The organism is Allobosea sp. Leaf344, from assembly GCF_001426225.1.
Classification (GTDB): domain Bacteria; phylum Pseudomonadota; class Alphaproteobacteria; order Rhizobiales; family Beijerinckiaceae; genus Allobosea.
This window is the reverse complement of record NZ_LMRT01000009.1, coordinates 250,937-263,623: the sequence shown is the minus strand read 5'-3', so window position 1 is coordinate 263,623 and position 12,687 is coordinate 250,937. Positions and strand designations below refer to the sequence as shown.

Sequence of the window (12,687 nt, the reverse complement as noted above, 5' to 3'; positions counted from 1 at the left end):
CGCGTCTGGCTGTGTCGTTAAAGTCACACAACCGGGGATCGATGGTTTCGGTGGTCAGAGCGATTTGGCGAGCGAAATCGCCCAGGCCCACGGAATCGCGGTCAGCAGCAGCGCGGTCAGCCCGCGCTTGAGGCACCGGAATTTGGAGCGGAGAATGCGTGCATTGACGTAGCATTGGTTCAGCACGTCATCGAGATATTCCTGCTCGGTCATCTTGACGAAACGGGCGCGGAATTCGTCCTGAGGCATGCTCGCAACGCTGCCGAAGAAGGATAGCGAGGGGTTTCCGGCCCGGATGCGGGGGATTTGCCCGCGCATCAGCTGGTAGAGCACGATGCCGAAGCCGATGGCGGTGATGCTCAGCGCGACGACGAAGATGCCGCTCCATTGCTTCACCGACGGTGTCGCGGCCGAGAGCGCGCCCATCATCGCGACGGTAATGCCCATCAGCCCGGCGCTGCGGCTATCATGACGACCGATCCAGTCGATCATCTGCGAAAGCGACTTCTCGGCCCGCTCTCTGACCCAGTCCTCAGCCATCGTCATCTCGCTCGCCCCTCGACACATCGCAATTGCTTCAACGCGACTCCGGTTGCAAGCGGGAGCTGCAGAGCCGCGGCATCCGGCACTGGAAAAACCGCGATCATCGCCCGAACCCTCGCGAGATGTTCGGCCCGATGCGGCTGCGGGCTCGCCGCACTCACTTGGCTTCGATCTTTCGGGCCCGGAAGGCGCGTATCTTGGCGCGGTTGCCGCAGGTCTCCATCTCGCACCAGCGGCGTCGGCGGTTCTTGGTCGCGTCGTAGATCAGCCAGCCGCAATGATCGCCCTCGCAGCGCTTGACCCTGGCGAGATCCTGCTGGGTCAGGAGCGCCAGCGCCGAGAGCGCGATCGGTCCGAGCACCGCCGCGACGAGATCGAGCCGGGGATCCCAATTCCAGGCAAATCCCTCCACGGCCGGGGATAGCCGCGCCCGGCCGAGGCACTGGGCATGAATGGCGGCGAGCGCAGCGCGATCCTCCTCGCGCGGCGTCTCGCCCGCCGCCAGCGCCACGCCGATTGCGTAGACGGCGTCCCGAAGCCGATGCGCCTCCGCACGCAGGCGGGAGGCGAGAGCATCGTCCTGCGCGATCGCCGCCAGCGCCCAATCCCGATCGGCGTCACCGAGCAGTTTTGCGAGATGCGCCCAGACCACGATGTCCCGCGCTTCCGGCATGTAGTCGTCATGCTGGGAGCCGCCCCGATCGGCGATGCTGTTCGCGAAATCGAACGACAGCTCGCCGGCAATCAGCGGCAGACGCAGGGCGCGACTGGGGAAATCGGGGTCACGCTGAATCATGTAACCATCTATAGCCGGTTCGATGGTTCGTTCAAGCGGCGCGATGCCGCTGGCCGGGGCATGAGGGGCGAAGGGCCCATCTTGCCGGGAGATGCTGATATGGCTGAAATGTAGTGGTGCCCCTGGCCGGAATCGAACCAGCACTCCTTGCGGAACTCGATTTTGAGTCGAGCGCGTCTACCAATTCCGCCACAGGGGCCCCTTGCGGGCGCGGCGAACTATAGCGATCGGCCTTGCCCGGTCAACAGGATCGGCCCGGCGCGACGGCGGGGGGCCAGGCGGGGAGGGCGGCGGTCTCGGCCGGTGCCGGGGCCGGCGATCGCGAGCGGCGGGACAGGCGTCATCGGCGCGACATCTCCTTGACGCAGGCTTCCGCCTTGGCTATGGAACCGCGACTTCAATTTGACTTCCGGTGCTCATGTCCGGCACGTCGCGTGTCGGCATTTTTGTTTGAGCGAACCGGTTGGACGCAAGGAACGATACCATGGCCCGCCGTTGCGAACTGACTGGGAAAGCCACCCTGACCGGCCACCTCGTCAGCCACTCGAACCGCAAGACGAAGACCGTCTTCCGGCCGAACCTCGTCAATGTGACCCTGCAGTCCGATGCGCTCGGCCGCGCGGTGCGCCTGCGCATCTCGGCCAACGCCTTGCGCACGGTCGATCATCGCGGCGGCCTCGACGCCTTCCTGATCAAGGCTCCGGCCGCCGATCTGTCGACCGGCGCGCTGACGCTGAAGCGCGACATCGAGAAGAAGCTCGCCACCAACTGAGCGGCGACGCTGCCGCGGATGGCCTGCGCCATTCGCCTCCGAGAAGCGGCCCCAGGGCCGCTTTTTGTCGTTGGGCGGCCGGTCGCCGCCGGCCTTGATCTCCCGGCCCCGCGCGCGGCTAGCCCTCGCCATGGCCGCGGCGGATGCGCCTGACGGCCAGCCAGACCCCGAGCAGCGCGAGCGGCACGAACAGCGCCGTCGCCAGGCCGGGATCGATCGGCAACCATCCGGAATCCTTTGCGCCCTTGGCGAGATAGCCGAACAGGCTGACGACGTAATAGGCGATGGCGGCGACCGACAGCCCCTCCACCGTCTGCTGCAGCCGCAGCTGCAGCCGCGTGCGCTCGTTCATCGCGGCGAGCAGATCGCGGTTCTGCTGTTCCAGCGCGACGTCGACGCGCGTGCGCAGCAGATTGGCGGCGCGGGCCAGCTTGGTGGCGAGGTCGCCCTGGCGGTCCTGCAGCATCTGGCAGGTCCGCATCGCCGGCGCCATGCGTCGCGCCAGGAAGGCGGAGATCGTCGGCCAGCCATCATGCTGCTGTTCGCCGATCGCCAGCAGCCGCTGCTGGACGATGGTGTCATAGGCCCGGCTCGCCCCGAACCGGTAATTCGCCGAGGCCGCCTCCGATTCGAGCTTGGCCGCCAGCGCCGTCATCTCGTCGAGCAGAGCGTGATCGGCGGCGAGCCCGGCCTTGGTGGTCATCGTCCCGGCGATCTGCACCAGGGTCTCCTCGGTTTCGCGCACGGAGGGCGCGAGGCGCTGCGATTCCGGCAGGCCGAGAAGGGCCAGGAGACGATAGGTCTCGATCTCGAGCAGGCGTTGCGCCAGGGCCCCGGCGCGGGCCGGCGTCAGACCGCCATCCAGCACCAGGATGCGCACGAACCCATCGGCGCCGGCCCGGAAATCCGTGGCCGCGACGGCGCCGGCATTGTCGACCTGCGAGGCGGCGAGGCTCGCGGCATCGAACAGCGCCTCGAGATCGAGGCCGGGCTGCTGCGGCAGCAGATGCAGATCCGCGGAGACCAGATGCGGGCCGGGCTGGGGCAGGGCGCGCATGCCGTGCGGCAGCGCTCCGGTCGGCGGCAGGAAGGGCGTCGTGGTTCCGGGCAGCTCCCAGCTATAGGTGGTGAACTCGCTATGCTGCTCCCAGCGCAGGCTGGTCTCGCCGAAGCGGGCACGGTGATGCTTGGCGCCCTCCTGCGGGGGTGGCACGCCACGATCGGTGCAGAACCGGGCCAGAGCCGTGCGATCGGCCGCGGCCTGGCGCGAATCGGTGAGGAAGGCGAAGTGCAGGAGCCGCCGCGGCGTTTCCAGCGGCGCGAAGGGCCTGGCGTGGACCTCGCCGAGGACGGCGCCCCGTTCGGGATGCGCGACCAACCCGGCGCTCTCGCCCTGCCCAGTCAGATCCATGCCCGTCGCCCCCGCCGGCCGGGCCGCAAGCCGCCGGCCCCCGCGGCAGCTTGCTACAATCGCGGCGACGGGACCAGCGGCTGGATTGCCGCAATCGACGCATCGCGCAATGCTGTCGCCGCCTGGCGCGCGAGGGCGTAAGGCTGGTGGCCCGCACCGCGCGACGAGGCGCTCCATGCCGCTGCCCAACCGTGTCCGGCCCGACGCCACATTGATCGCCGATCCGGCGCGGGGACTGCTGTTCGGCAATCGCGGCGGGCGTTTCCATGATCCGGCCAGCCGCTCGCCGCCGACCCGCCTCTTCGCCAGCCGGCAATGGATCTGCTGCGTGCTGTCCTTCAAGGAGCGCAGACGGCAGGTCTGGGGCCGATTCTATACCGAGCTGTTCTTCTGCGACGAGGTGACGGCGCTGGCGGCCGGCCATCGCCCCTGCATGGAGTGCCGCCGCGGCGATGCGCTGGCCTATCGCGCGGCGCTGGTCCGCGGGCTCGGCCTGGCGGAGATGCCGCTGTTTCCCGAGATCGACCGCCTGCTGGACGGGCAGCGTCGCGAGGGGCGGCGCAAGCGGCTGCATCGGCTGGCGGCCGAGGCGCTGCCCGACGGCGCGATGATCGTCGAAGGCGAGATGAGCGAGGGGGCGCGCTTCCTGGCGCTGCGCGGCGAGCAGGCGTGGGTCTGGTCGCCCGCGGGCTACCGGGAGCGCGTGGCGCGGCCCGCCGGGACGGTGGCGGTGCTGACTCCGCCGGCCTCGCTGGCCGCGCTGGCGGAGGGCTACCGCCCGCTCTGGCATCCCAGCGCCGGCGGGCCCGTCGACGCGGTACCCGGTGCCTAGCCGCGGAGCCGGAACCTTTCGCGCCAGGCTTGCGTTTTCGCAGCATCAAACTGCTGAAACGGGGGTTGCACCATGCGTTCGATCGCTCTCTGGCTCCTTGGCGTGCCGATTCCGATCATCATTCTTCTCTGGTTCTTCATGCGCTGATCGCAGGATCCGCATGATGGCGGATGGCCGGGCTTCGTCCCGGCCATTTTGCGTTGCGGGCTCGCCGAGACTGCTGACAGAAGCCCGCGCGGCTCCATGCTTGTAACGGCGCGCGACTGGCGCCCCACGCGAATCTGCACCATATGGCCTCGATGCATCCGATCATCACCGTCTCCGACCTGTCGAAAACCTATGCCACCGGTTTCAGCGCGCTGAAGGGTGTCAACCTCACCATCCGGCGCGGCGAGATCTTCGCGCTGCTCGGCCCCAACGGGGCGGGCAAGACGACCTTGATCAGCATCATCTGCGGACTGGTGAATGCGAGCGCCGGCACCGTGCTGGCCGATGGCCATGACATCAGCCGCGACTATCGCGCCGCGCGCTCGAAGATCGGGCTGGTGCCGCAGGAGCTGACCACCGACGCCTTCGAGACGGTGTGGAGCACCGTCTCCTTCAGCCGCGGCCTGTTCGGCAAGCCCAGGAATCCGGCGCTGATCGAGCGGGTGCTGAAGGATCTCTCGCTTTGGGACAAGCGCGACACGCAGATCAGGCGGCTCTCGGGCGGGATGAAACGGCGCGTGCTGATCGCAAAGGCCCTGTCGCACGAGCCGGAGATCCTGTTCCTCGACGAGCCGACCGCCGGCGTCGATGTCGAGCTGCGCCAGGATATGTGGAAATTGGTGAGCCGGCTCAGGGACGACGGCGTTACCATCATCCTGACCACCCATTACATCGAGGAGGCCGAGGAGATGGCCGATCGCGTCGGGGTGATCAGCAAGGGCGAGATCATCCTGGTCGAGGACAAGGCGGAGCTGATGCGCAAGCTCGGCCGCAAGCAGCTGACCCTGTCGCTGCTGGCCCCGCTCGCCGCCGTGCCGCCGGAGCTCGCGGCCTACGACCTCGCGCTGGCGGGCGATGGGATGGAGCTCGTCTACAGCTACGACACCAAGGCCGAGCGGACCGGCATCACGCCGCTGCTGCAGGAACTCGCCGGCGCCGGCATCCGTTTCCGTGACCTCAGGACGAGCCAGAGTTCGCTCGAGGATATTTTCGTCAGCCTGGTGAGGACCGGTTCATGAGCGCGCTCGGCATCAACTGGCACGCCATCAGGGCGATCTATCTGTTCGAGATGGCGCGGACCTGGCGCACGCCGCTGCAGAGCATCGTCTCGCCGGTGCTCTCGACCTCGCTGTATTTCGTGGTGTTCGGCGCGGCGATCGGCCCGCGCATGCAGGCGATCGACGGCGTGCCCTATGGCGCCTTCATCGTGCCCGGGCTGATCATGCTGTCGCTGCTGACGCAGAGCATCGCCAACGCCTCCTTCGCGATCTATTTCCCGAAATTCACCGGCACGATCTACGAGCTGCTCTCGGCGCCCGTCGCCTGGTGGGAGGCGGTGATCGCCTATGTCGGGGCGGCGGCCTCGAAATCGATCCTGCTCGGGCTGATCATCCTGCTGACGGCGACGCTGTTCGTGCCGATGCAGATCGCGCATCCCGTCTGGATGGTGCTGTTCCTGGTGCTGACGGCGACGACCTTCAGCCTGTTCGGCTTCATCATCGGCATCTGGGCCGATGGGTTCGAGCGGCTGCAGGTGGTGCCCTTGCTGATCGTGACCCCGCTCGCCTTTCTCGGCGGCTCCTTCTACTCGATCGACATGCTCCCGCCCTTCTGGCGGACGGTGACCTTGTTCAACCCGGTCGTCTATCTCATCAGCGGCTTCCGCTGGAGCTTCTACGGCGTCGCCGATGTGTCGCTCGGCATCAGCCTGGGCATGACGCTGGTGTTCCTGGCCGCCTGCGTCGCGGCGATCGGCTGGATCTTCCGCACCGGCTACCGTCTGAAGAGCTGATCCGGATCAGGGGCGGGAGGGCCGGGGGCGAGGGTTCGATTGACTTCGGCGCCGCCATCCTGCTTCACACGCGCCATGACCGATCTCACCACCACCGACGCCATCGCGCAGCAGCATGCGCGCCGCCGCACCTTCGCGATCATCTCCCATCCGGACGCGGGCAAGACCACGCTGACCGAGAAGCTGCTGTATTTCGGCGGCGCGATCCAGCTCGCCGGCGAAGTCCGCGCCAAGGCCGGCCGGCGCCAGACCTCGTCCGATTGGATGAAGATCGAGCGCCAGCGCGGCATCTCGGTCGTCACCTCGGTGATGACCTTCGAATATGGCGGGCACGTCTTCAACCTGCTCGATACTCCGGGCCATGAGGACTTCTCGGAAGACACTTATCGGACGCTGACGGCGGTCGATTCGGCGGTGATGGTGATCGATGCCGCCAAGGGCATCGAGGCCCGGACCAAAAAGCTCTTCGAGGTCTGCCGGCTGCGCGACATCCCGATCGTCACCTTCATCAACAAGGTCGATCGCGAGACGCGCGACCCGTTCGACCTGATCAACGAAATCGAGACCACGCTGGCGCTCGATGTCGCGCCGATGACCTGGCCGGTCGGGCGCGGCCGCGAATTCGTCGGCACATACGATCTCAAGGCCAACACCTTCCGCCGCAACCAGAAGGGCGACGAGAGCGCGCAGGACGAGGCGGTGTCCGGCCCCGACGATCCGCTCTTCGACCAGCTGCTGCCGCATGGCGCCGCCGAGACCTGGCGCGAGGAGGTCTTCCTGGCGAGCGAGGGGCTGAAGCCCTTCGACCTCGAATCCTTCCGCGAGGGCCATCTGACGCCGCTCTATTTCGGCGCGGCGCTGCGCGATTATGGCGTGCGCGACCTGATCGACGCGCTCGGTGCGCTGGCGCCCAGCCCGCGGGCCCAGGTGGCCGACAAGCGCCCTGTCGCGGCCGACGAGCCGAAAATGACCGGCTTCGTCTTCAAGATCCAGGCGAATATGGACCCCAACCACCGGGACCGCATCGCCTTCATGCGGGTCTGTTCCGGCAAGCTGACCCGCGGCATGAAGGCGAAGCTGGTGCGGACCTCCAAGCCGATGCCGCTGAACGCGCCGCAATTTTTCTTCGCGCGCGACCGCTCGATCGCGGAGGAGGCCTTCGCCGGGGATATCGTCGGCCTGCCCAATCACGGCACGCTGCGCATCGGCGACACGCTGACCGAGGGCGAGGACATCGTCTTCAAGGGCGTGCCGAGCTTCGCGCCGGAAATCCTGCGCCGCGTCAAGCTGAAGGACGCGATGAAGGCGAAGAAGCTGCGCGAGGCGCTGCAGCAGATGGCCGAGGAGGGCGTCGTGCAGCTCTTCCTGCCGCATGATGGCGCGCCGGCGATCGTCGGCGTGGTCGGCGCGCTGCAGCTCGACGTGCTGAAGGAGCGGATGGAAGCGGAATATTCGCTGCCGGTGGATTTCGAGCCCTGCCAATTCGCGATCGCGCGCTGGGTCTCCTCGGATGACAAGGCCGCGCTTCAGAAATTCGTCGGGCTGAAGCCGTCGGCGATGGCGGATGATCTGGATGGTGATCCGGTCTTCATGGCGTCGTCGCAGTTCACGCTGAAATACGATGCGGAACGTGCGCCTGAAGTCGTTTTTTCAGATGTGAAGGATTACCAGAAGGTCGCGAAGGGCTGAGACCCTAGGTCATGTTGCGTTGCGGCAACAGTGGCTCGACTTCGATTTCCAGCGTCAGGAGAAATTGACCGAGATCAAATCCGGCCCGCGGCGAAAGGCGCTTTCTGTGCCCGGAGCGACGGCGCGCGCCGGAACAGGCGTCGCCGGCTCAGCAGCTGGGGACTTCCATGACACATCGTTTCGTTCGTGCGGGCTTGACCGCCGCCCTCCTGGCATCGACGGCGCTCGGGGCCGCCCAGGCCAGCGATCTTCCTGCCCGCAAGGGCGCGCCGCTGGCGCCCGTAATCACGCAGTTCAGCCCCTGGATGGTCCGCGGGCGCGCGCTCGTCGTGATGCCGCAGGAGAGCGCCAAGCTGAATATCGGCGGTGTGCGCGTGCCCGGCGCGGATGTCAGCATCTCGACCTCGGTCGTGCCGGAACTCGACATCAGCTATTTCTTCACGAAGAACATCGCCGTCGAGCTGATCCTCGGCGTCACCCCGCATAATGTGAAGGGTGCGGGCGCGCTGGCCGGGGCGCGCATCGGTTCGGCCTGGCTGCTGCCGCCGACACTGATGCTGCAATATCACTTCACCGAGCTCGGCGCCTTCAAGCCCTATGTCGGCGTCGGCGTGAACTACACCGTGTTCTTCAACGAGAAGGCCAAGGGCGGCTTCACCTCCTTCGATCTGAAGGACAGCTTCGGCTTCGCGCTGCAGGCCGGCTTCGATTACATGATCGACCAGCATTGGGGCATCAATTTCGACGTGAAGAAGATCTTCCTCGAGCCCAAGGTGAAGGTGAATGCCGGTCTGGTGACCGGCAAGGTCAAGATCGATCCCTGGCTGTTCGGCGCCGGCGTTACCTATAAATTCTGATCCTCTCCCGAGGCGAACTCGAAGGGCGGGGCCGCAGGTCCCGCCCCTTTTCGTCTCAGCGATGGCCGAAGGTCAGCGCCTGGTCGAGATCGGCGTAGAGATCCTCGACGTCCTCGATGCCGGTCGACAGGCGCAGCAGGTCGGTCGGGCAGGGCGAGCCCTCGCCCTCGATCGAGGCGCGATGCTCGATCAGGCTCTCGACGCCGCCGAGCGAGGTGGCGCGCTTGTAGAGCTCCACTTGGGCCGCGCTGGCGATGGCGGCCTTTTCGCCGCCGGTGACCTGGACCGAGAGCATGTAGCCGAAGCCGTTCTGCATCTGGCGGGCCGCGATGTCATGGCCCGGATGCTGCGGCAGGCCGGGATAGAGCACGCGGGCCACCAGCGGATGGGCCGAGAGCCGCTGCGCCAGCGCCATCGCCGAAGCCGCCTGGCGCTCCTGGCGCAGATGCAGCGTGCGCATGCCGCGCATCAGCAGATAGGCCTCGAAGGGGCCGAGAATGCCGCCCTGCATCTTGCGCACGGTCTTGATGCCGTTCCAGAAGGCGTCGTCCTCGCGGGCGCAGAGCGCGCCGGCGACGACATCGGAATGGCCGTTCAGGACCTTGGTGGCGGCATGCATGACGATGTCGGCACCCAGCGTCAGCGGGCGGGTATGCACCGGCGAGGCGCAGGTCGAATCGACAGCGAGCTTGGCCCCGGCCGCATGGGCGATCTCGGCTGCCGCGGCGATGTCGGTGATGGTCCAGAGCGGGTTGGAGGGCGTCTCGGCCCAGACCAGTCTGGTGACGCCGGGCTTCACCGCGGCGCGCAGCGCGTCGAGGTCGTCAGTCTCGACGAAATCGATCTTCAGCCCCCAGCGCGTGGCCTCGGTCAGCAGCCAGGCCCGCAGCGCCCAATACATCACCTTCGAGGCCACGACATGGTCTCCCGGCGACAGCGCCTGGAACACCGCGGTGGCGGCGGCCATGCCGGAGCCGAAGAGCAGAGCGCCGGCCGGGGCCTCCTCCAGCATGGCCAGCACGCTCTCGGCCTCGCGCACCGTCTCGTTGTCGGGGCGGCCATAGACGAAGCCCGAGGAATAGGCGTTGTCGGGATCGCGGATATAGGTGGTCGAGACATGGATCGGCGGCACGACGCCGCGGGTCAGCGGATCGATCTTGCCCATGGCCTGAGCGGCGAGCGAGCGGGGATGGAGCGGGCGCTGGGGCATCGGAGATCCAAATAAGTTCCAGTAGGGACGGATCGCGCCATGTGGCGCAGTCGGGCCGCTCGGCGCAAGGGGGGCGCCGCCGATGCCGCCACCTTGCCAGCCGGGCGGGACTGCCCCATCTGGCGGGGATGAGCGATCGAATCCCAGCTGCCGATGCCGCATCGAAGCGCCTGTCGCCCTGGCTCGCCGGGCTGATGGCGCTGGTCCCGGTGGTGGTGGTCTCGCTCCTCGGCAATGCCGCGACGATGCCGCAGATCCCGACCTGGTATCCGACGCTGGTCAAGCCGCCGTTCAACCCGCCCAACTGGGTGTTCGGCCCAGTCTGGACGACGCTCTTCCTGCTGATGGCGATCGGCGCCTACCGCATCCTGCGCCTGCCGGCGGCGACGCAAGGCCGCTTCCAGGCCCTGAGCGTCTATCATCTGCAGCTCGCGCTGAACCTCGCCTGGTCCTGCGTCTTCTTCGGCCTGCAGAGCCCGCTCGGCGGGCTCTTGGTGATCGTGCCCTTCCTGGCGACGATCCTGCTGACCATCGCGCTGTTCGCGCCGCTCGACCGGCTGGCGGCGCATCTGCAATGGCCCTATGTCGCCTGGGTCTCCTTCGCGACCGTGCTCAACGCCTCGATCTGGTGGCTGAACCGCGGCGCCTAGCCGATCGAGCGCTCGATCACGTCGAGCACCGTGCTGCGCAGCTCGGCGATGGTGAAGGGCTTGATCATCACCTCGGAGACGATCGCCTCGAGGCTCTTCGCCCTTTCGCGCTGCTCGGCGTAGCCGGTCATCAGCATGATGGTGAGATCGGGAAACTGCTGCTTGGCGGCGAGGGCCAGCGCGATCCCGTCCATCAGCGGCATACGGATATCGGTCAGCAGCAGATCGAAGCGGCCCTGTTCGGCGATCAGCACGTCCAGCGCCTCGGCGCCATCGGCCGCCGTCAGGCAATCATGCCCGTCCATGCCGAGGCCGCGCGCGACCAGCGAGCGCAGCGGTTCCTCGTCATCGACCACCAGGATGCGCGACATAAGTCAGATCCCCGGGAGATTGGCTTGATCGGCGGTCTCGATCACGCCGACGAAAGGCAATTGCCGATAGGCATGCGCGACATCCATGCCGTAGCCGACGACGAAGTAATCGGGGCAGGCGAAGCCGACATATTCCGCCGTGATGCTGACCGCGCGCTTGCCCGGCTTTTCCAGCAGGACGCAGCTCGAGACCTTGGCCGCGCCGCGCGCCGCCAGCAGATCCTTGGCGAAGGCCAGGGTGCGGCCGGATTCCAGGATGTCGTCGACCAGCAGCACCTCGCGGCCGCGGACATCGCTCTGGACATCGCGCAGGATCTCGACCTGGCCCGAGGAGACGGTGGCGTTGCGATAGCTCGACAGATGCACGAATTCCACCTGGGGGGCCATGCCGGCGCGGTGCATCGCGCGGATCAGATCCGCCACGAACATGAAGCTGCCCTTCAGCACCGCCACCACCAGCAGGTCGGCCGGCGCGTCGGCGGCGATGCTGCGCGCCATCTCCTCGTTGCGGCGGGCGATCTCGGCCTCGTCGTAAAGCACCCTGATGCGGGGTGTATCTGCCATCGTCTCATCGTCCCTTGTCGCGCCGAACCATGCGCGGCGGCGAGTCGTGCTATCGTATTGCAGTGCCGCGACGGGCGCGAGTCAGGGCTTGCTCCGGGCCGGTTTTGCATCGGCCTGCCGGATCGCCGCGGCGTCGCTGAAGCGGACGGCAACGACGCGGCCGGTCTCGGGCGGAGCGGCGAGGCGGGCGCGGAAGCGCATCTGCCCGGCCGGCTCCAGCGAGCCGCGCGGCGGCTCCGTCGTCCAGGTGTAGAGCGTCTGGCCATCGGCATCCTTGACCGAAACCTCGATCAGGGGGACCGGCTTCTCGCTGCGCGTGATGTTGGTGACGTCGCCCTCGACCACCAGGAAGCGGCCCTGCGCATCCTCGACCAGCCCGCCATCGACGGCGCTCAGCGCCAGGCCGCGAATATTCACGGGCTTCCCCAGAGCCTCGAACAGGCCGGCGAGCTGCGGCAGCAGCCGGACGCTCGCCTCGCGCTGCCAGACCATCAGCCCGAGCAGCGACAAGCCGCCGATCGCCAGCGCCGCCGGCAGGGCTATGGCTCGCGCGGGCAAGGTCCGCTTGCGCGGTTTGCGGCCCGCAGCCCGGTTGCGCCTTGGAGGGGGCGGTGCCGCGGCGACCGGCGCCGGCGGCTCCACGGTCTCGGGCGCGGGCGGCTCCTCCGGCTCGGCCGCGACGGGCTCGGGCACCTCCTCGGGAAGGCCGCGCTGCAATTCGGCGTCGAGCAGAGCCTGGGTCTCGTCCGGGCTCGGCGGCTCGGGGAAGACCGGGTCGACATGCCACAGCGTCTGGCATTTCGCGCAGCGCACCTTGCGCCCGGCCGGGCCGAGCTTGGCCGCGTCGAGTTCATAGGCGCTCGCGCAAGATGGACAGACGATCTGCATGGGCCGGTGTCGCGGTCTCCCTGCCGGATGAAAGGCGACATCACCACCTGGGGCGGTGCTTGCAAGGGCAGCGGGCGCTCTCGCGCCGTGCTGTCGTCCCATTGG

The 12,687-nt window shown here is 67.7% G+C and carries 14 protein-coding genes and 1 tRNA gene; 7 read left to right on the top strand and 8 right to left on the bottom strand.

Annotated features, from left to right (window positions below; genetic code table 11):
- Positions 1-54 precede the first annotated feature (54 nt).
- The 3 genes from ASG72_RS07280 to ASG72_RS07270 all read right to left on the bottom strand — a co-directional run bounded on the left by ASG72_RS07280 (position 55) and on the right by ASG72_RS07270 (position 1,538).
- Positions 55-540 carry a Pycsar system effector family protein gene (locus ASG72_RS07280; protein ID WP_156395846.1) on the bottom strand — a complete coding sequence of 162 codons (486 nt, stop codon included), beginning with the start codon at positions 538-540 and terminating at the stop codon, positions 55-57.
- A 160-nt stretch (positions 541-700) separates the two neighbouring features.
- Positions 701-1,483, bottom strand: a complete 783-nt coding sequence (locus tag ASG72_RS07275; protein ID WP_156395845.1) for a CGNR zinc finger domain-containing protein — start codon at positions 1,481-1,483, stop codon at positions 701-703.
- Positions 1,454-1,538: transfer RNA gene (locus ASG72_RS07270), tRNA-Leu, on the bottom strand. The genes ASG72_RS07275 and ASG72_RS07270 overlap by 30 nt, the downstream gene beginning before the upstream one ends.
- Before the next feature lie 285 nt (positions 1,539-1,823).
- Here ASG72_RS07270 and rpmB point away from each other — a divergent pair.
- A complete protein-coding gene (gene rpmB / locus ASG72_RS07265; protein ID WP_056710590.1) occupies positions 1,824-2,111 on the top strand; it encodes a 50S ribosomal protein L28 in 288 nt (95 codons plus the stop codon).
- Positions 2,112-2,229: 118 nt separating this feature from the next.
- Here the strand turns inward: rpmB and ASG72_RS07260 are convergent, their stop codons facing one another.
- Positions 2,230-3,522: a DUF3422 domain-containing protein gene (locus ASG72_RS07260; protein ID WP_056710588.1), complete on the bottom strand. Its 1,293-nt coding sequence runs from the start codon at positions 3,520-3,522 to the stop codon at positions 2,230-2,232.
- 175 nt (positions 3,523-3,697) lie between these two features.
- Here ASG72_RS07260 and ASG72_RS07255 point away from each other — a divergent pair, with 175 nt between their 5' ends.
- The 5 genes from ASG72_RS07255 (at position 3,698) to ASG72_RS07235 (ending at position 8,899) form a co-directional block, all read left to right on the top strand.
- The gene (locus tag ASG72_RS07255; RefSeq protein ID WP_056710586.1) at positions 3,698-4,354 is read left to right on the top strand and encodes a hypothetical protein; all 657 of its coding nucleotides are present in this window, start codon (positions 3,698-3,700) and stop codon (positions 4,352-4,354) included.
- A gap of 299 nt (positions 4,355-4,653) precedes the next feature.
- Positions 4,654-5,580, top strand: coding sequence for an ABC transporter ATP-binding protein (locus ASG72_RS07250; RefSeq protein ID WP_056711029.1), 927 nt, complete (start codon positions 4,654-4,656; stop codon positions 5,578-5,580).
- Positions 5,581-5,591: 11 nt separating this feature from the next.
- Positions 5,592-6,353 carry an ABC transporter permease gene (locus ASG72_RS07245; protein WP_056711026.1) on the top strand — a complete coding sequence of 254 codons (762 nt, stop codon included), beginning with the start codon at positions 5,592-5,594 and terminating at the stop codon, positions 6,351-6,353.
- A gap of 75 nt (positions 6,354-6,428) precedes the next feature.
- On the top strand, positions 6,429-8,042 hold the full coding sequence (locus tag ASG72_RS07240) for a peptide chain release factor 3 (RefSeq protein WP_056710584.1): 1,614 nt from the start codon (positions 6,429-6,431) through the stop codon (positions 8,040-8,042).
- 167 nt (positions 8,043-8,209) lie between these two features.
- A complete protein-coding gene (locus ASG72_RS07235) occupies positions 8,210-8,899 on the top strand; it encodes an OmpW family protein (RefSeq protein ID WP_056710582.1) in 690 nt (229 codons plus the stop codon).
- Positions 8,900-8,954: 55 nt separating this feature from the next.
- Here ASG72_RS07235 and ASG72_RS07230 read toward each other — a convergent pair whose 3' ends face one another.
- A complete protein-coding gene (locus tag ASG72_RS07230) occupies positions 8,955-10,109 on the bottom strand; it encodes an aminotransferase class V-fold PLP-dependent enzyme (protein WP_056710578.1) in 1,155 nt (384 codons plus the stop codon).
- Between the two features lie 128 nt (positions 10,110-10,237).
- On the opposite strand from ASG72_RS07230, the gene ASG72_RS07225 reads away from it, so the two are divergent.
- The gene (locus ASG72_RS07225) at positions 10,238-10,759 is read left to right on the top strand and encodes a TspO/MBR family protein (RefSeq protein WP_082540162.1); all 522 of its coding nucleotides are present in this window, start codon (positions 10,238-10,240) and stop codon (positions 10,757-10,759) included.
- On the opposite strand, the gene ASG72_RS07220 is transcribed toward ASG72_RS07225, so the two are convergent.
- The 3 genes from ASG72_RS07220 to ASG72_RS07210 all read right to left on the bottom strand — a co-directional run bounded on the left by ASG72_RS07220 (position 10,756) and on the right by ASG72_RS07210 (position 12,582).
- Positions 10,756-11,130 carry a response regulator gene (locus ASG72_RS07220; RefSeq protein ID WP_056710577.1) on the bottom strand — a complete coding sequence of 125 codons (375 nt, stop codon included), beginning with the start codon at positions 11,128-11,130 and terminating at the stop codon, positions 10,756-10,758. The two genes, ASG72_RS07225 and ASG72_RS07220, sit on opposite strands and share 4 nt — an antisense overlap.
- A gap of 3 nt (positions 11,131-11,133) precedes the next feature.
- Positions 11,134-11,694 carry a hypoxanthine phosphoribosyltransferase gene (hpt, locus tag ASG72_RS07215; protein ID WP_056710574.1) on the bottom strand — a complete coding sequence of 187 codons (561 nt, stop codon included), beginning with the start codon at positions 11,692-11,694 and terminating at the stop codon, positions 11,134-11,136.
- An 81-nt stretch (positions 11,695-11,775) separates the two neighbouring features.
- Positions 11,776-12,582 carry a zinc-ribbon domain-containing protein gene (locus ASG72_RS07210; protein ID WP_056710572.1) on the bottom strand — a complete coding sequence of 269 codons (807 nt, stop codon included), beginning with the start codon at positions 12,580-12,582 and terminating at the stop codon, positions 11,776-11,778.
- Positions 12,583-12,687: the final 105 nt, after the last annotated feature.